Here is a 19656-nt window from a genome sequence, read left to right on the forward strand (position 1 = left end):
TTGCTGGGATGTAAATTCCTCACACGGCGAGAGGTTCGAAATTGACCAGGGGCGTTGGTTCGTTACGGTCCGTCGACACCGATGGTCCTGTCGCGGTGGTCGGGATTTCCTGCCGATTACCTGGAGTCAATTCGCCGAGCGACTTCGGGCGACTCCTCCGCAACGGTGTCGACGCCGTGACGGCAGTGCCACCAGGGCGGTGGACGCGTCCCCGGGCCGATGACACGCCGGTGGCCCTGCGTGGCGGATTCCTTGATCAAGTGGACGGCTTCGACGCCGACTTCTTCGGAATCTCGCCGCGCGAGGCGGTGGCCATGGACCCGCAGCAGCGGCTGGCGCTGGAGCTCGGCTGGGAGGCGCTCGAAGACGCGGGCATCGTTCCGGACCGCGTCTCGGGCACGCGATTAGGTGTCTTCGCCGGTTCGATGAACGACGACTACGCGACTCTGCTCAGGCAGCAGCGCGCTGGTGGGATCACCCACCACACCCTCACCGGTCTGCACCGGGGCATGATCGCCAACCGAATATCCTACTTACTCGGGGTGTCCGGACCGAGCCTGGTCATCGATTCGGGCCAGTCCTCCTCGCTCGTGGCAGTGCACATGGCCTGCCAGAGTCTGCGCAGCGGAGAGTGCGAGGCAGCCCTCGCCGGCGGAGTGAACCTCAACCTCACGTTCGACGGAACCCTGAGCGTCTCGCGATTCGGCGGACTCTCACCGGACGGCCGTTGCTACACCTTCGATGCCAGGGCGAACGGCTACGTCCGAGGCGAGGGTGGCGGATTCGTACTGCTCAAGCCACTGGCCCGGGCGATCGCCGACGGAGACACGATCCACTGTGTCCTGCGCGGGAGCGCGGTCAACAACGACGGTGGCGGCGACAGCCTCACCGCACCCAACCAGGCGGCGCAGGAGGACGTGCTGCGCCGAGCCCACGCCGCAGCCGGCATCGAGCCCGCTGACGTGCAGTACGTAGAACTCCACGGCACCGGTACGGCTGTCGGCGATCCCGTCGAGGCGGCGGCGCTGGGAGCGGTCATCGGATCGTCGCGCACGCCGGACATGCCTCTACGAGTCGGATCCGCGAAGACGAACGTGGGTCATCTGGAAGGCGCCGCGGGCATCACCGGCCTGATCAAGGTCATACTCGCCCTGAAGACGGGCGAACTCCCGCCGAGCCTCAACTTCGAGACGCCGAACCCTGCCATACCGCTCGACGACTGGAACCTCCGGGTACAGACCGAGGCGTCCCCGTGGCCTCGCCCCGAAGTGCCGTTGACCGCAGGAGTTTCCGCGTTCGGTATGGGCGGGACCAATGCGCACGTCGTGGTGGAGCAGGCTCCTGTCGTCGAGGCAGAGAGCTCCCCGGACACGCCGGCGACCGTGCTCGACATGGGGGGAACGGTGCCGTGGCCCGTGTCGGGCCGAACCGCGGCGGGGCTGAGGGGACAAGCCTCGCGACTGCGCGAGTCGGCCACCGACCCTGGCGTCGGCGCATCGGACATGGGCTGGTCGCTGGCAACCTCACGGACGGCTCTGGAACACCGTGCCGTTGTGCTGGCCGCCGGCCGGGAGGAATACCTCAGCGGACTCGAGGCTCTGGCGTCCGGCGAGCCTGCTGAGAACGTGGTGAGCGGGGTTGCCGCGGGCGACCCTCCCGGCGTGGTCTTCGTCTTCCCGGGACAGGGGGCGCAGTGGGTCGGAATGGCGACCGGACTGCTCGAGGCGTCACCGGTCTTCGCCGACTCCATCGAGGAATGTTCACAGGCCCTGGCGCCGTACATCGAGTGGGACCTCCTCGACGTCCTGCGCGGCACCTCGGACGAGAGCCGGCTCGAGCGAGTGGACGTGGTGCAGCCCGTCCTGTGGGCCGTGATGGTCTCTCTGGCGAAGGTCTGGCGTTCGCTGGGCGTCGTCCCCGCGGCTGTGGTGGGGCATTCGCAGGGGGAGATCGCCGCTGCCTGTGTCTCGGGTGCCCTGTCACTGGCCGACGGTGCGAAGCTGGTCGCCCTGCGGAGTCAGGTCATCGCTCAGGAACTGGCAGGCCGGGGCGGCATGCTCTCCGTCGCCGCTTCGCTGGACCAGGTGACGGAACTGCTGGCGGACCGGGACGACGTATGGGCCGCAGTGTTGAACGGTCCCGCCGCGACAGTCGTCGCCGGAAGCCCGGAAGCTCTGGCCGAGGTCACCGCCAGCTTCGAGGCGGCCGGTGTCCGCACGCGGCGGATCGCAGTGGACTACGCCTCGCACACGCCCCATGTCGAGCGTGTCCAGGACCAGTTGGTGGAGCTGGCGGCTTCGATCACTCCACGGACCGGCGACATCACCATGTACTCGACGGTGACCGCCGCACCGGTCGGCACCGAATCGCTGGACGCCCAGTACTGGTACAGGAACCTCCGCGAGCCGGTGCGGTTCCAGGACACGATTCGGTCCTTGCTCGATGCCGGGAGCACGGTCTTCCTGGAGGTCGGCCCGCATCCGGTACTGACCTCCGCGATCACGGAGGCAGGCCACGCCGCCGATGCCGAGATCTTCGCCACCGGAACACTGCGTCGTGATCAGGGCGGATCAGAGCGGTTCCTGACATCGTTGGCAGAGCTCTGGGCCCACGGTGTCGGCCCCGACTGGACACAGGTGTTCGCCGGTACCGGTGCCCGGCGGGCCGACCTGCCCACGTACGCCTTCCAGCGCCGATCACACTGGCCTGCCGTATCCGCAGCTGCTGCCGATACCGATGCCGTGCAGCTGTTCGACACTCCGGCCGCGCAGCCTGTGGGTGCCGCGGAGGACGAATCCGTCGCCGACGCGTTGCACGTGGTGCGTACCCAGGCAGCGGCCCTGCTGGGCCACGGGGCGCGGAGCGAGCTCGACGTGCGACGCACGTTCAAGGACCTCGGGTTCGACTCGATCATGCTCAGTGATCTGTGCAACCGGGTGAACTCCGCACTGGGTTCACGCCTGTCCAGCGTCACCCTCTTCGACCACCCGACACCGGCCCGGTTGGCCCGACATCTCGAGTCCGGGAACGCCGAGGGCCGCCCCTCGGCGGCCCGGGAGGCCTCCTCCGCCGATGCCGACGACGATCCGATCGCGATCATCGGGATGAGCTGCCGCTTTCCCGGTGGAGTGTCTTCCCCCGAGGACCTGTGGCGCCTGGTCGCCGACGAAGCGGACGCCATCTCGGCATTTCCTGAGGACCGGGGCTGGGACATGGAGCGGCTGCGCGGCTCCGACGGCCAGGGCAACAGTTTCGCCGAGGGCGGCGGATTCCTCGACCAGGTCACGGACTTCGACGCACGGTTCTTCGGAATCTCGCCGCGCGAGGTCCTGGCGATGGACCCGCAGCAGCGGTTGCTGCTGGAGACGTCGTGGGAGGTGCTGGAGAGGGCGGGGATCGCCCCGGACTCGTTGCGGGGGAGCCGGACCGGGGTCTTCATCGGCACGATGGACCAGGAGTACGGCCCGCGACTGCATGAAGCCGCGGACACCTTCGACGGCTACCTGCTCACGGGCAAGACCACCAGCGTCGCCTCGGGCCGCATCGCCTACCTGCTCGGACTGACCGGTCCCGCGATCACACTCGACACGGCCTGCTCCTCCTCCCTGGTGGCTCTGCATCTGGCCGTGCAGTCCCTGCGGTCGGGGGAATCCTCGCTGGCCATCGCCGGCGGTGTGACTGTCCTGTCCTCACCGGGAATCTTCACCGAGTTCAGCCGGCAAGGCGGACTGTCCCGTGACGGCCGCTGCAAGGCCTTCGCGGCGGCCGCCGACGGTACCGGATTCGCTGAGGGCGCTGGACTGCTGCTGGTGGAACGGCTTTCCGATGCCCGCCGCAACGGTCACCAGGTACTGGGCCTGGTCCGGGGTTCGGCAGTGAACCAGGACGGTGCGTCGAACGGCCTGACGGCACCCAACGGCCTGTCCCAGCAGCGGGTGATCCGCCAGGCCCTGGCGAACGCCGCTGTGCCGGCGACCGAGGTGGATGTGGTGGAGGCCCACGGCACGGGCACGACGCTGGGTGATCCGATCGAGGCTCAGGCATTGCTTGCGACCTATGGTCAGGACCGGCCGGTGGGGTCGCCGTTGTTGTTGGGGTCGTTGAAGTCGAACATCGGGCATGCGCAGGCTGCGGCTGGTGTGGGTGGGGTCATCAAGATGGTGATGGCCATGCGGCATGGTGTGGTGCCGGCGACGTTGCATGTGGATGAGCCGTCTCCGCAGGTGGACTGGGAGTCCGGTGCGGTGGAACTGGCAACCCGGCGTGTGACCTGGCCCGACCGTGACGGAGCTAGGAGGGCCGGAGTCTCGTCCTTCGGAATCAGTGGGACGAATGCGCATGTGATTTTGGAGCAGGCGCCTGCTGTGCCTGTGTCTGATGTTGCTGAGGGTGTTGCTGGTTCTGGTTTTGGTGTGGGTGTGTTGCCGTGGGTGGTGTCTGCGGGTTCGGGTGCGGGGTTGCGGGGTCAGGCGGGTCGGTTGGGTGAGTTCGTGGCGGGTTCGGGTGTGGGTGTGGGGGATGTGGGTTGGTCGTTGGTGTCGTCGCGTGCTGCGTTGGAGCATCGTGCGGTGGTGTTGGCTGGTGGGCGTGAGGGGTTCGTGGGTGGGCTGGGTGCGGTCGCGGCGGGGGAGCCGGCGGTGAATGTGGTGTCGGGTGTGGTGTCGGGTGGTGTGGATCGGGTGGTGTTTGTTTTTCCTGGTCAGGGTTCGCAGTGGGTGGGGATGGCGTCGGGGTTGCTGGAGTCGTCTCCGGTGTTCCTGGAGTGGGTGGAGCGGTGTGGGGAGGCGTTGGCGCCTTTCGTGGAGTGGGATTTGTTGGAGGTGTTGCGTGGTGAGGGTTCGTTGGACCGGGTGGATGTGGTGCAGCCGGTGTTGTGGGCGGTGATGGTGTCGTTGGCGCAGGTGTGGCGTTCGGTGGGGGTTGTTCCGTCGGTGGTGGTGGGGCATTCGCAGGGTGAGATCGCGGCGGCGTGTGTGTCGGGTGCGTTGTCGTTGTCGGACGGGGCGCGGTTGGTGGCGTTGCGGAGTGGGGTGATCGGGAAGGGTCTGGCGGGGTTGGGCGGGATGGTGTCGGTGGCGGCGTCGGTGGGCCGGGTCGAGGAGTTGCTGGCGGGTCGTGAGGGTGTGTGGGTCGCGGTGGTGAATGGTCCTGGGTCGACGGTGGTTGCTGGTGGTGTCGAGGAGCTGGCGGGGGTGAGGGCGGATGCGGAGGCGGCGGGTGTGCGGTCGCGGGTGATCGCGGTGGATTACGCGTCGCATACTCCGCATGTGGAGGGGGTCCGGGAGGAGTTGTTCGAGCTCGCGTCGTCGATCACGCCCGGTGCGGGTGAGGTGGCGATGTATTCGACGGTCACGGCCGGCCCGGTAGGGGGTGAGGTTCTGGACGCGGAGTACTGGTATCGGAATCTGCGTGAGCCGGTCCGTTTCCAGGAGACCGTCGAGTCCCTGCTGGGCGAGGGTGACGCGGTGTTCGTCGAGATCAGTCCGCATCCGGTACTCATGGGCGCGCTCCAGGAGATCAGCGACGACGTCCTGGCGGTCGGCACGCTGCGCCGGGGTGAGGGCGGGATGGAGCGTTTCCTGGCCTCGGTCGCACAACTCTGGGTGCGTGGTGTCGAGACCGACTGGTCATCGGTGTTCCAGGGCACAGGCGCACAGCGAGTGGACCTGCCGACTTATGCCTTCCAACGGGACCGATACTGGCTCGCCCCCTCCAACTCCGGCGCGCCCGTACAGATCGACCTGCCGTCCGTTCCGCCGACCGAGACACTGGAAGGCTTCCAGCGCCGGATGGCCGAGGCGTCTACCGACGCCCAGCGGATGCGGGTGGCGCTGGACGAGGTGTGCGCCCACGCCGCAGCGGTGCTGCGATGGTCCTCACCTGCGGAGGTGGAGGTCCGGAAAGCATTCCGGGAGTCCGGCTTCGACTCCCTGACAGCCGTGGAGCTCCGGAACCGGTTGACCGGCGCCACCGGCATCAGCCTCTCACCCACCGTCGTGTTCGACCATCCAACGCCGCTTGCGCTGGCCGAGCACGTCCGTGACCGGGCGCTCGGCGCCGACACGACAACCCGCGAGCTTCCGCCGGCGCCCGGCTCGTCTCTCCTCCCTCACGAACCGATCGCGATCGTGGCTACGAGCTGCCGCTTCCCCGGCGGTGTGCGCTCGCCGGAGGACCTCTGGGAACTGCTGCTGTCAGACACCGACGCCGTGTCCGGATTCCCGGACGACCGTGGCTGGAACCTCGCCGATCTGTACCACCCGGACACGACACGGCCCGGCACCAGCCATCCGCATCAGGGGGCATTTCTCTACGACGCCGCGGAGTTCGACGCCGGATTCTTCGGCATTTCCCCCCGTGAGGCGTTGGCGATGGATCCGCAGCAGCGGTTGCTGCTGGAGACGTCCTGGGAAGCCCTGGAGCGGGCCGGCCTGGACCCGTCGTCCTTGCGCGGCAGCCGGACCGGTGTGTTCGTCGGCGCCGTCCCGCACGGCTACGGAAGCGGATCCGCCGACGGGCAGGAGGCCGAAGGCTACCTGTTCACCGGAGCGGCGGGCAGTGTTGCGTCGGGCCGCATCGCGTACACGTTCGGCCTGACCGGTCCGGCGATCACCGTGGACACGGCCTGCTCGTCGTCGCTGGTGGCTCTGCACCTGGCGGTGCAGTCCCTACGGCAGGGCGAGTGCACCATGGCGCTTGCCGGCGGTGTGACGGTGATGTCCACCCCAGGTGTATTCACCGAGTTCAGCCGTCAGCAGGGGTTGGCACGCGACGGGAGGTGCAAACCGTTCGCTGCGGCAGCTGACGGCACGGCGTGGGGTGAGGGTGTCGGGCTGTTGTTGGTGGAGCGGTTGTCGGATGCGGTGCGCAACGGGCATCAGGTGCTGGCTGTGGTGCGTGGTTCGGCGGTGAATCAGGATGGTGCGTCGAACGGTCTGACGGCACCGAACGGTCCCGCGCAGCAACGGGTCATCCGCCAGGCCCTGGCGAACGCCGATGTGCCGGCGACCGAGGTGGATGTGGTGGAGGCCCACGGCACGGGCACGACTCTGGGCGATCCGATCGAGGCGCAGGCCCTGCTCGCGACCTATGGTCAGGACCGGCCCGTGGACAGTCCGCTGCTCCTGGGATCGATGAAGTCGAACATCGGCCATACCTCCGCCGCTGCGGGCGTGGCGGGGGTCATCAAGATGGTGATGGCCATGCGGCATGGTGTGGTGCCGGCGACGTTGCATGTGGATGAGCCGTCTCCGCATGTGGACTGGAGCTCCGGCATGATGGAGTTGGTCACGGAGCGTGCTGCGTGGCCGGAGACGGGTCGGGTGCGGCGGGCGGGTGTGTCGTCGTTCGGGGTGAGTGGGACGAATGCGCATGTGATTTTGGAGCAGGCGCCTGCTGTGCCTGTGCCTGTGTCTGATGTTGCTGATGTTGCTGATGGTGTTGCTGGTTCTGGTTTTGGTGTGGGTGTGTTGCCGTGGGTGGTGTCTGCGGGTTCGGGTGCGGGGTTGCGGGGTCAGGCGGGTCGGTTGGGTGAGTTCGTGGCGGGTTCGGGTGTGGGTGTGGGGGATGTGGGTTGGTCGTTGGTGTCGTCGCGTGCTGCGTTGGAGCATCGTGCGGTGGTGTTGGCTGGTGGGCGTGAGGGGTTTGTGGGTGGGCTGGGTGCGGTCGCTGCGGGGGAGCCGGCGGTGAATGTGGTGTCGGGTGTGGTGTCGGGTGGTGTGGATCGGGTGGTGTTTGTTTTTCCTGGTCAGGGTTCGCAGTGGGTGGGGATGGCGTCTGGGTTGCTGGAGTCGTCTCCGGTGTTCTTGGAGTGGGTGGAGCGGTGTGGGGAGGCGTTGGCGCCTTTCGTGGAGTGGGATTTGTTGGAGGTGTTGCGTGGTGAGGGTTCGTTGGACCGGGTGGATGTGGTGCAGCCGGTGTTGTGGGCGGTGATGGTGTCGTTGGCGCAGGTGTGGCGTTCGGTGGGGGTTGTTCCGTCGGTGGTGGTGGGGCATTCGCAGGGTGAGATCGCGGCGGCGTGTGTGTCGGGTGCGTTGTCGTTGTCGGACGGGGCGCGGTTGGTGGCGTTGCGGAGTGGGGTGATCGGGAAGGGTCTGGCGGGGTTGGGCGGGATGGTGTCGGTGGCGGCATCGGTGGGCCGGGTCGAGGAGTTGCTGGCGGGTCGTGAGGGTGTGTGGGTCGCGGTGGTGAATGGTCCTGGGTCGACGGTGGTTGCTGGTGGTGTCGAGGAGCTGGCGGGGGTGAGGGCGGATGCGGAGGCGGCGGGTGTGCGGTCGCGGGTGATCGCGGTGGATTACGCGTCGCATACTCCGCATGTGGAGGGGGTCCGGGAGGAGTTGTTCGAGCTCGCGTCGTCGATCACGCCCGGTGCGGGTGAGGTGGCGATGTACTCGACGGTCACGGCCGGCCCGGTAGGGGGTGAGGTTCTGGACGCGGAGTACTGGTATCGCAATCTGCGTGAGCCGGTCCGTTTCCAGGAGACCGTCGAGTCCCTGCTGGGCGAGGGCGACGCGGTGTTCGTCGAGATCAGTCCGCATCCGGTACTCATGGGCGCGCTCCAGGAGATCAGCGACGACGTCCTGGCGGTCGGCACGCTGCGCCGAGGTGAGGGCGGGATGGAGCGTTTCCTGGCCTCGGTCGCACAACTCTGGGTGCGTGGTGTCGAGACCGACTGGTCATCGGTGTTCCAGGGCACAGGCGCACAGCGAGTGGACCTACCGACCTACGCCTTCCAAGGGGAGCGCTACTGGCTCGAAGCCTCCGCTCCTCGAACACCTGCGGCCGAGTCCATCCACGACAGCTTCTGGAGCGTCGTGGAACGGGAGGACCTGGAGGGCCTCGCGCAGACCCTGCGACTCGATGACGCACAATCCGAGCTGAAGAGGGTGCTGCCCGCGCTGTCGGCTTGGCACCGCCGGCAGAGCGCCGCATCCTCGATCGAGTCGTTGCGATACCGCGCCGACTGGACGCCGCTCTCCGACAACGGATCGGCGCGCCTGTCCGGAACATGGCTTCTGGTCGTCACGCCGGACCAGGCGGACGATGAGCTGAGTGCGGCGGTATCCGAGGCGCTTCGCGCGCATGGGGTCACGGTGGTCCCGATCGTGGCGCCCGACGACGCGCACGAGTGGGCAGGTCTGCTGTCCGCGCACCCCGAGGCGGTGGGCGTGCTGTCACTGCTCGCCCAGGACGAGCAGCCCTTCCCGGGCATGCCCGCGGTCCCGGCGGGGTTCGGCCGTACGCTGTTGCTGATCCAGGCCATGGAGGCTGCCCGTGTGGCCGCGCCACTGTGGTGCCTCACCGCGGGCGCTGTTTCCACCGGCGATGCGGACCCTCTCTCCAGCCCCGCGCAGGCGATGGTCTGGGGCCTGGGACGGGTCGTGGCGCAGGAACTTCCCGAACGCTGGGGAGGGCTGGTGGACCTACCGGCCGCTCCCGACGCCGAAGCCCTCAGCCGCCTCTGCTCGGTGATGGCGGCCAACGCCCACGAGGACCAAGTCGTGGTGCGGTCCTTCGGGATTCTCGGACGCCGCATCGTCCGGGCGCCCATCGGAGATGAGACGGGCGGTACCTGGTCTCCGGGGAGCGGAACGGTGCTGATCACAGGGGGCACCGGCGCCCTCGGGGGGCAGACCGCCCGCTGGCTGGCGTCAAAGGGCGCAGAGCACCTGCTGCTCGTCAGCCGCCGGGGTGCCGCGGCGCCCGGCGTTGCCGAGCTGGAGGCTGAACTGGTGGCAGCCGGAGCCCTGGTGACCGTGACGGCATGTGACATCACGGATGCCGACGCGCTCCGCGAGCTTGTGGACTCGGTGCCGGACGAGTACCCGCTGACAGCGGTGATCCATACAGCAGCGGTGCTGGACGACGGGGCAGCCACCGCCCTGACACTCGACCAGGTCGACCGTGTGCTGCGGGCCAAGGCCGACACCGCTTGGCGTCTGCACGAGCTGACTCGGGAACTGGACCTCTCGGCCTTCGTCCTCTTCTCCTCCCTGGCGGGCACGGTCGGCATGGCAGGCCAAGCCAACTACGCACCCGCGAACACCTACCTCGATGCTCTCGCCCAGTACCGCCGTTCACACGGGCTGACGGCCACCTCCGTGGCCTGGGGCTCCTGGGCGCAGGGCGGAATGGCCGAACTGACCGCCGTCAATGAGGTCCGCCTCCGGCACGGTGTCCCACTGATCTCCCCGGAGTCGGCGCTCTCCGCTCTGGAGGCCGCGCTTGAGCACGACGACACGACCGTGGTGATAGCCGACATCGACTGGGACCGGTTCACTCACGCCTATACCGCCACGCGGCCCAGCCATCTGCTCGACGAGATCTCCGAGGCCCGAAAAGTCCTGGAGGCGGCGGCGCCCACCGGTCCGGCCGTCACTTTGCACGACATGCTGGCCGGCCTGGCGCCTCAAGAACGCGAACGGCAGCTGGTGGGTACTGTCCGAACTCATGTGGCAGCCGTTCTCGGGTACGAATCCGCTGACGCGGTGGGACTCCGACGTCAGTTCCTGGAACTCGGCCTCGACTCCGTCACCGCAGTAGAACTCCGCAACCGGCTGAACTCCGCGACCGGTCTTCGACTGCCCACCACAGTGATATTCGACCACCCCACGGTGGCCGATCTCGTAGGCCACCTCCAAGCCGAACTGTTCGAGGACATCGAGGAGCCGGGAACACCCGGTGCCGCGGAGCTCGACAGCCTGGAAGCCCTCGTGGCAACGATGGCGGACGGCGACCCCTCCAGGGCGGAGATCGGGGGGAGACTGCGCAACCTCCTCCGATCCGTCTCCGGTGCCGCACGGCCGGACGAGGTGGCCGTCGAGTCCGAAGAGCTCGAGGCTGCCAGCAACGACGAGATCTTCGAATTCATCGAGAAGGAATTCGGAATCTCCTGACCTCTTCGTCTGAAGGTTTCTGACCCACACGTTCTGACCCACACGGTTCTGACTCACACGGTTCTGACTCACTACATGGGGCAAGCACACATGGAAGACGTCAAGAAACTTCGCCACTATCTGACCCGGGTCACGGCGGAACTGCAGGAGACACGGGCCCAGTTACGAGTTGCAGAATCGGCGGGTAGTGAGCCGATGGCGATCGTGGCCATGAGCTGCCGGTATCCGGGCGGCATCTCGTCGCCCGAGGACCTGTGGGAGATGGTCTCCGCAGACGGGGACGGAGTCTCCGAATTTCCTGCCGACCGAGGGTGGGACCTGTCCGCCCTGGTCGATGTGGAAGGCGAGAGGCCGGGTACGTCGTACGTGGCCGAGGGCGGCTTCCTGCACGACGCCGGGGAGTTCGATGCCGGATTCTTCGGGATTTCGCCGCGTGAGGCGTTGGCGATGGATCCGCAGCAGCGGTTGCTGCTGGAGACGTCCTGGGAGCTCTTCGAGCGTGCCGGCATCGATCCGTCCTCGGTCCGGGGGAGCCGAACGGGCGTCTTCGTGGGATCCAGCTTCCGCGACTACGGCAGCAGACTGCCCTCGATCCCTGAGGAGGTCGAAGGCCATGCCATGACGGGTACTGCGGGCAGTGTTGCGTCCGGCCGTATCGCGTACACGTTCGGCCTGACCGGTCCGGCGGTCACCGTGGACACGGCGTGTTCGTCGTCGCTGGTGGCACTGCACCTGGCGGTGCAGTCCGTGCGGCAGGGCGAGTGCACCATGGCGCTTGCCGGCGGTGTCGCTGTGATGTCCACTCCGGACCTGTTCACCGAGTTCAGCCGTCAGCAGGGTCTGTCCCGCGACGGCCGCTCCAAGGCGTTCGCTGCCTCTGCCGATGGAATGGGCGCGGCTGAGGGTGTCGGGCTGTTGTTGGTGGAGCGGTTGTCGGATGCGGTGCGCAACGGGCATCAGGTGCTGGCTGTGGTGCGTGGTTCGGCGGTGAATCAGGATGGTGCGTCGAACGGTCTGACGGCACCGAACGGTCCCGCGCAGCAACGGGTCATCCGCCAGGCCCTGGCGAACGCCGATGTGTCGGCATCCGGGGTGGATGTGGTGGAGGCGCATGGCACAGGGACACCGCTGGGTGATCCGATCGAGGCTCAGGCATTGCTTGCGACCTATGGTCAGGATCGGCCGGTGGGGTCGCCGTTGTTGTTGGGGTCGTTGAAGTCGAATATCGGGCATGCGCAGGCTGCGGCTGGTGTGGGTGGGGTCATCAAGATGGTGATGGCCATGCGGCATGGTGTGGTGCCGGCGACGTTGCATGTGGATGAGCCGTCTCCGCAGGTGGACTGGGAGTCGGGTGCGGTGGAGTTGGTCACGGAGCGTGCTGTGTGGCCGGAGACGGGTCGGGTGCGGCGGGCGGGTGTGTCGTCGTTCGGGGTGAGTGGGACGAATGCGCATGTGATTTTGGAGCAGGCGCCTGTTGTGCCTGTGCCTGTGCCTGTGTCTGATGTTGCTGATGGTGTGGTTGAGGAAGTTCCTGTTCGTGCTGGTGGTGTGGGTGTGTTGCCGTGGGTGGTGTCTGCGGGTTCGGGTGCGGGGTTGCGGGGTCAGGCGGGTCGGTTGGGTGAGTTCGTGGCGGGTTCGGGTGTGGGTGTGGGGGATGTGGGTTGGTCGTTGGTGTCGTCGCGTGCTGCGTTGGAGCATCGTGCGGTGGTGTTGGCTGGTGGGCGTGAGGGGTTTGTGGGTGGGCTGGGTGCGGTCGCTGCGGGGGAGCCGGCGGTGAATGTGGTGTCGGGTGTGGTGTCGGGTGGTGTGGATCGGGTGGTGTTTGTTTTTCCTGGTCAGGGTTCGCAGTGGGTGGGGATGGCGTCGGGGTTGCTGGAGTCGTCTCCGGTGTTCTTGGAGTGGGTGGAGCGGTGTGGGGAGGCGTTGGCGCCTTTCGTGGAGTGGGATTTGTTGGAGGTGTTGCGTGGTGAGGGTTCGTTGGACCGGGTGGATGTGGTGCAGCCGGTGTTGTGGGCGGTGATGGTGTCGCTGGCGCAGGTGTGGCGTTCGGTGGGGGTTGTTCCGTCGGTGGTGGTGGGGCATTCGCAGGGTGAGATCGCGGCGGCGTGTGTGTCGGGTGCGTTGTCGTTGTCGGACGGGGCGCGGTTGGTGGCGTTGCGGAGTGGGGTGATCGGGAAGGGTCTGGCGGGGTTGGGCGGGATGGTGTCGGTGGCGGCGTCGGTGGGCCGGGTCGAGGAGTTGCTGGCGGGTCGTGAGGGTGTGTGGGTCGCGGTGGTGAATGGTCCTGGGTCGACGGTGGTTGCTGGTGGTGTCGAGGAGCTGGCGGGGGTGAGGGCGGATGCGGAGGCGGCGGGTGTGCGGTCGCGGGTGATCGCGGTGGATTACGCGTCGCATACTCCGCATGTGGAGGGGGTCCGGGAGGAGTTGTTCGAGCTCGCGTCGTCGATCACGCCCGGTGCGGGTGAGGTGGCGATGTACTCGACGGTCACGGCCGGCCCGGTAGGGGGTGAGGTTCTGGACGCGGAGTACTGGTATCGGAATCTGCGTGAACCGGTCCGTTTCCAGGAGACCGTCGAGTCCCTGCTGGGCGAGGGCGACGCGGTGTTCGTCGAGATCAGTCCGCATCCGGTACTCATGGGCGCGCTCCAGGAGATCAGCGACGACGTCCTGGCGGTCGGCACGCTGCGCCGGGGCGAGGGCGGGATGGAGCGTTTCCTGGCCTCGGTCGCACAACTCTGGGTGCGTGGTGTCGAGACCGACTGGTCATCGGTGTTCCAGGGCACGGGCGCACAGCGAGTGGACCTGCCGACTTATGCGTTCCAGCGGGAGCGTTTCTGGTTGGAGGGTGTGGGGGGTGCGGGTGATGTGTCGGGTGCGGGGCTGTCGGTGGTGGATCATCCGTTGCTGTCGGCGGGTGTGATGCTGGCGGGTGGTGACGGGTTCGTGTTCACGGGCCGGTTGTCGACTCGGTCGCATCCGTGGCTGGCTGATCATGCGGTGGCGGGGCGGGTTCTTGTGCCGGGTGCGGCGTTGTTGGAGTTGGTGTTGCGGGCGGGTGAGTATGCGGGGTGTGACCGGCTGGAGGAGCTGGTGCTGCATGCGCCGTTGGTGTTGCCGGCGGGTGATGCTCCTGTTGATGTGCAGGTCAGTGTGGGTGATGCGGATGAGCTGGGACAGCGGGCCGTCCGTGTCCATTCCCGGGCCGGTGGTATCGGTCACGAGGACGCCGACTGGGTGAGCCATGCGTGGTCTGGAGTGGTGGGACGAGATCAGTACAGAGGAGCGGGATGTCGGGGTCGGGTGGTGTGTGGCCGCCGGAGGGTGCGGTGGGTGTTGCTGTTGAGGGTTTGTATGAGTCGTTCGCGGCGGCTGGGTATGTGTATGGGCCGGTGTTCCAGGGGTTGCGGTCGGTGTGGCGGCGTGGTGAGGAGGTGTTCGCGGAGGTCGAGCTGCCGGTCGAGGCGGGCGGGTTCGCGGTTCATCCGGCGTTGCTGGACGCGGCGTTGCAGGCTCGTCTGGCGGTGCTGGTCGAGGAGGGTGGGGAGCGGGTGATGCCGTTCTCGTTCTCGGGTGCGCGGATTCATGCCACGGGAGCGAGGTCGGTGCGGGTGCGGGTGTCGCCGGCCGGTCCGGACGCGATCTCGGTGCGGTTGACGGACCTGGCGGGGCTGGAGGTCCTCACGATCGACGCTCTCGTCTCGCGTCCACTGGCCGGGACAGCGCTGACAGCTGCGGCTGTCGAGGCGTCTGACTCGTTGTTCGAGGTCAACTGGGTCGGTGCTCCGGCTCCGGCGGGGGAGAGCGGCCCGGGGCTGGAGGAGATACCTGTTTTTGTGGATGTGGCGTCGGTGGTGGCGGCGGTTGGTGAGGGTGTCGGGGTGCCGCGGGTGGTGGCGGTGTTCTGTCCGGGGGGTCCGGTCGCTGAGGCCCGGCAGGTGCTGGGGTCGGTGTTGGGCTGGGTGCGGGAGTGGCTGGAGTGCCCGGAGCTGGAGGGGTCACGTCTTGTCGTGGTGACGCGGGGCGGGGCTGCGGTCGGTCCGGGTGCCGGGGTCGATGTGGTGCAGGCGGCGGTGCGGGGCTTGATGCGTTCGGCGTGCTCGGAGTATCCGGACCGGTTCGCCCAGGTCGACGTGGATCATGATCCGGAAGCGGCGCCGGTGCCGGTGCTGGAGCCGGTGTTGGCGGGGGTCGTGGAGTCCGGGGAGCTGGAGGTTGTGGTTCGGGGTGGTGTGGTGTCGGTGCCGCGGTTGGGCCGGATCACGGGCGATGCGCTGACGGTTCCTGAGGGGGGGGGTGGAGTGTGGATCTGGACACGGCGGGGACGTTGGAGGGTTTGAGTCTGGTGGCGTGCCCGGCGGTCGAGGGACCGTTGGAGGCGGGTCAGGTCCGGGTCGGGGTGCGGGCGACCGGGGTCAATTTCCGTGATGTGCTGGTCGCGTTGGGTGTGGTGCCCGCGGGTGAGGCTTTGTTCGGGTGCGAGGGTGCGGGTGTGGTCCTCGAGGTGGGTCCCGGCGTCGACACGCTGGTGTCCTCATCGGCTGGGCCGGGACCGGTTGGGGTGGCGGCAGGCCGATCTGGGCAGACGGATCGGGTGCTCGGCCTCCACGGTCTCCCGGTTGGAGCAGCGTGGGGGCCGCGCTGACCTGCGACTTCTCAAGCAGGCAGCCTTAGAGGTCGGTATGCCTACAAATGTCCTAGCGGAGTCTCTGGGGTTAACGGAACCTGCGACCACTAGAGTGACGGCGGTAGGTCCACGAGTGGAGGAGGACCCCATGCGCCGCCGTACCCTGCTGGCTGCGGCAGGCCTGGCCGCACCGGTCGGACTGCTCGCTGGGATGGACACAGCCCTGGCGAACACACCCGATCCCACCGGCTCGCCCGTCCCCCTCGACCAGCGCCTGGCCGCCGCCCGAGCCTCGTTCGACGCTGGGCGCAATGAACAGCTGCTGCGTACGCTCCCGGGACTCATCGGCGACGGCCACGACGGCGTTCGTCGGACCCGTTCCGATCTGGCCTACGCGCGGCTCTCTTCCACCTATAGTCTCGCCTCGCAGGTGCTGGTGAAGGTCGGTCGCTACGACCAGGCCCGCCTCACCGCCGATCGGGCCACCGTTTACGCCGAGCTGTCCGATTCCCCTCTCGCCGCCGCAGCAGCGGCCCGTGAGCTGAGCATCGTGCTCCGCCATCAGGACCAGCCCGCCTCAGCGGAGCGCCTTATTCTCGACGCCGTCGCAAGGGTTGAAGCGACCGGGTTGAAGAGCGACGCGCAGGCCTCCGCATTCGCACAGATGCTCTGCACGACCTCGTACACCGCGGCGGTCGCCGGAGACCGGCCGCAGGCCCTCAGCCTGATTAAGGAGGCCTCCAGGGGTGCCCGAGACCTGCCTGACGAGGCGCCGGTGGGACGACTGTTCCCTGTCACTCCCGCATCCGTGGACCTGTACGCCGTCAGCGTGCACTGGGCCCTGGGTGATGCGGGCTCGGCACTCGAAGCGGGCCGGAGACTGAGGCCGGGACAGTTCAAGACCGCGGAGCGGCGCGGCAGGATGCACACAGATCTTGCCCGGGCCTGGTGGCAGTGGGGCAAGCCCGAACAGACGGCTGCTGAGCTCCTCTCCGCAGCTCGGGTCTCTCTGAGCGAACTGCGCGACCGCCCCGCGATCCGACAGATCGCGGCTGAGGTCTACGGCCGCCACCCACGCACCGCCGGCGTCCGGGAGATGGCGGCGGCGGCCGGCCTGCGCACTGCCTGACCACCGCCGTTCACCTCAGCTTGTCGCCCCGGCCTCCGCAACGGCCTGGTCAGCAGGCCGCCGAGTACCGGAACTGCGTCGAGCGGGTCCCGGGTGCCCACGACATGACGCCGGTCATAGACCGTGTCCGCGGTGTGGGACCCGTCTGCCCACCGGCCAGCTAGGTTCCGCTCCTGGAAGTTCTCCAGCACCAGCTTCTCGATGAACATCGGCTACTTTCCGCTGAAACGATGATTTGAACGGCGCTAACGCGCGATGAATGTATCGGGGTGGAGGTGATGTATGGAGCTGTTCGGCCAGAATCGGGCAGACGGCTGTCGGGGGCCGGTCCCACAGCCCTGAACTCGAATATGTCCTCGGTCCTGGCAGCGTGAGGCCGAAAACACCGGAAAGTAGCAGCCTGGACTGGCCCAGGACGTAGGCTGGCGCTCTGAGCTGTCCCTACGCGTCCGTCAACGTGGGGCCGGCACGGGGAGACCTGGGCAGTCGGACGGTCCCTGGCAGTTCTCGTCGTTCCCGATGTCGCTGGCTGTTTCCGCGCCAATCTCTCGAACCCCACCACGGCCGTGCGGGGAGTCGGTGATCGGCCGCTCGACAGCAGCCCCCTCCCCCTGTGCCCCCGGTTGGTTGAGAACCCGTGCGGGTTCGCCTCGGCTCCGGGAGCGCCCTGTAGAGGTCTGTCTTTTGGCGGCCACGTCGACCAGATCATCACACGTAAGCGGGCCTGGGACGTGTCCGACGTGGCTCGTTTCCCATCCAACTCTGAGGGTGTGATCCTGCGTTGCCTACAGTTCTCGGGTGGGGGACATAGGGCGATGATTCCTTGACGGCACGGGCGAAGCAGTTGGACGAGGAGCGGTGCGGATGGCCGAGCGGACGATTTACCTCGATGCAGATCCAGGTGACTGGAGGGCCCGGAAGATCTGTGTCCGGTCTTCCCGGTGGTACGTCACGGTGGAGCTGGACCGCGATGGTTACGTTGATGCGGCAGACTCACGGGGGGCGTCGGCAGAGCTCCCTGTCGCTTACGCCGATGCCGTCGAGGCGGTACGCGAGTCGTCGATCGACCGCCTCTGGTACGAGGGGTTCCCTGGCAACTTCTTGCTGGGCACCGGCTCGCGATTCATCACGCTGCCCGTCCCGTACATGGAGCTTGAAGCGTCGATCGAAGCTCTGCGATTGGCCGAGCTCGATCGGGACTACAGCAAGCTGCACGTGCTCGCCGGCCGTCTGGCGCTGCCCGTCGAGAAGTGGCTCGCTCCGGGTGAGCGGGAGTTGGTCCGGGGCATCGACTTCGATACGTCTCCCCCGGTGTTCCTGAAGTTTCTGCGCGGCAAGGCAAAAAAGCACGGGCTGCGTCTCAACGGCCGGGCAGCAGCCGGAAGCGTTTGGGTACGCCCAGTCCTGCTGCCAGTGCAGAAGCAGATCCGGGAGATGCGGCCTGAGCAGTTTCCCGGCTGGGTGGATCGCTGGAGCGACCATGTCGATCCGGATGATGCACTGCTTCGGCCGTGGGTGGGTGGCAGAGGCCAGAATCTGAGTCTCGGAGCGACTCCTGTTCGTTTCGGCTCAGTTGAGCTGTCTGTGGGCAGCGACTGCCGGTGCGGGATGCAGCTGGAAGCGGAGTGGGGTCGCGCAGAGGCTCATGCTGTCCACCATGCAGCGTGGTCGTTCGGTGTGCAGGTGCCGAAGAACCTTGACTGGCTGGACGACCTGGCTGTGGTGACGACGCAGTCCTCCATCGGGTGGCGGAGGCTTGTGTACAAAGTGGCGCGGCTACCGCAGAGAGAGAATCACTACGACTTCCGGTCGTGGACGCATCTTGGTGAACCCGAGAAGACCGAGGACGACCGGCGGGCGTATCTACTGAAAGCCAACGGGTACGTCATCGGCTACCTTGTCGCCCACGACACTGATCACCACCGTTCCTGGGACCTGGCCGACGACTCACCGGACGGGGACATGGACGACAGGTTGAGGCCGCGCATTGATCTGGTGTGGGTGGCCGATGCGTACCGCCGCCAGGGCGTCGGCGCGGCTCTCGTACAGAAACTCGCTGATGACTTCGGCTGCCAGGTCGGGGACGTTTCATGGTCCACTCCGATCAGCGACGCCGGCCTCACGCTCGCGCGCCAGCTGTCCCCTGGAGGTATCTGGATCAGCTGACGTCGGCAGGCAAGCCGAGGGCCGAAGAGGCCAGGGCCCCTGCCCGTCGAGACGATCCGCCTCGCTGACGTCCGCACGGCGGCAGCCCGGCAGCGTCCCGGTCCATCGCACATTGGAGCCACCGTGTACGACGCCCTCTCGGCTCCGGCGCGGGCTGGCTGCCTCACCGCCTTCGGAGCCCTCCGCGACGGCGCCGCCCCGGACGTCGAGACGGCCATCGAGCTCGGGGAGGGCTGCAACCACTTCCCGCCTTCCACGGACCCCGCCCGCTACCTCTCCACCATGCTCGACCTCTTCGCCTGCGGCGGAAGCCTCTCCGCGCACGCCGACCGGAGCGGGGCGGGCGCCCGGGCGGTGATGGCCGAACTCCTCGGCAGCACCTGAACATGAGGCTGCACCCGTCCGACATCTTCTTCACCCGCGGCAGCACGGAAGGCATCAGCCTGGCCATCGCGCATCTCGGCGAGATCGGCCACGGTCTCGGCCTGCCGCTGTAGAACTACTACGCCTACGGCCGGTGCACTGTCCGCTGGGAAGCTACGGTGACCGGCACGACGGCATCCTCCATGCCACCGGCGTATCCCCGGCCACGCGCACCTGCCTCGTCGAAGTCCTCCCCAGCCGTCCCACTCCTGCCCCCGGTCCTTCGGACGAACGGCGCAAGCCCCTGATCGGGTATCGCACCTCGCCCACCACTCGAACGTGTGAGTTCAAAAGTGACCAGGCAGGCGGCTCTTGCCCTAGAGCCAATCTCGCACTCGGGTTCGAGAGATTCGCCAGTCCGAGGCCGTTACGACCCCGGATCCGGCGCGTTCTTAGAGCACCAGTGCCCACCGGCCGCC

Annotated in this window: 5 protein-coding genes and 2 pseudogenes; all 7 read left to right on the top strand. The window is 67.6% G+C overall.

The window, feature by feature from the left end; all coding sequences use genetic code 11:
• Positions 1 to 41: 41 nt before the first annotated feature.
• A pseudogene (locus tag HED23_RS15545) lies at positions 42 to 10649 on the top strand (type I polyketide synthase); the annotation flags it as partial.
• A gap of 387 nt (positions 10650 to 11036) precedes the next feature.
• Positions 11037 to 14036 (top strand): annotated as a pseudogene (locus HED23_RS15550) (type I polyketide synthase); the annotation flags it as partial.
• Positions 14037 to 14182: 146 nt separating this feature from the next.
• The gene (locus tag HED23_RS35695; protein WP_274383024.1) at positions 14183 to 15232 is read left to right on the top strand and encodes a polyketide synthase dehydratase domain-containing protein; all 1050 of its coding nucleotides are present in this window, start codon (positions 14183 to 14185) and stop codon (positions 15230 to 15232) included.
• An 89-nt stretch (positions 15233 to 15321) separates the two neighbouring features.
• Positions 15322 to 15537: a hypothetical protein gene (locus tag HED23_RS36070; protein WP_420803080.1), complete on the top strand. Its 216-nt coding sequence runs from the start codon at positions 15322 to 15324 to the stop codon at positions 15535 to 15537.
• A 130-nt stretch (positions 15538 to 15667) separates the two neighbouring features.
• The gene (locus HED23_RS15560; RefSeq protein ID WP_338019593.1) at positions 15668 to 16648 is read left to right on the top strand and encodes a transcriptional regulator; all 981 of its coding nucleotides are present in this window, start codon (positions 15668 to 15670) and stop codon (positions 16646 to 16648) included.
• A gap of 864 nt (positions 16649 to 17512) precedes the next feature.
• A complete protein-coding gene (locus tag HED23_RS15565; protein WP_203184013.1) occupies positions 17513 to 18814 on the top strand; it encodes a GNAT family N-acetyltransferase in 1302 nt (433 codons plus the stop codon).
• A gap of 123 nt (positions 18815 to 18937) precedes the next feature.
• Positions 18938 to 19198: a hypothetical protein gene (locus tag HED23_RS15570; protein WP_203184014.1), complete on the top strand. Its 261-nt coding sequence runs from the start codon at positions 18938 to 18940 to the stop codon at positions 19196 to 19198.
• Positions 19199 to 19656 lie beyond the last annotated feature (458 nt).

This window comes from Streptomyces pratensis (genome assembly GCF_016804005.1).
Taxonomy (GTDB): Bacteria; Actinomycetota; Actinomycetes; order Streptomycetales; family Streptomycetaceae; genus Streptomyces; species Streptomyces pratensis_A.

What these genes read in the sequence shown, in the direction of transcription:
- HED23_RS15560 (WP_338019593.1), top strand. Translation starts at nt 15,668, where the DNA reads ATGCGCCGCCGTACCCTGCTGGCTGCGGCAGGCCTGGCCGCACCGGTC.
- HED23_RS35695 (WP_274383024.1), top strand. Translation starts at nt 14,183, where the DNA reads ATGTCGGGGTCGGGTGGTGTGTGGCCGCCGGAGGGTGCGGTGGGTGTT.
- HED23_RS15565 (WP_203184013.1), top strand. Translation starts at nt 17,513, where the DNA reads ATGGCCGAGCGGACGATTTACCTCGATGCAGATCCAGGTGACTGGAGG.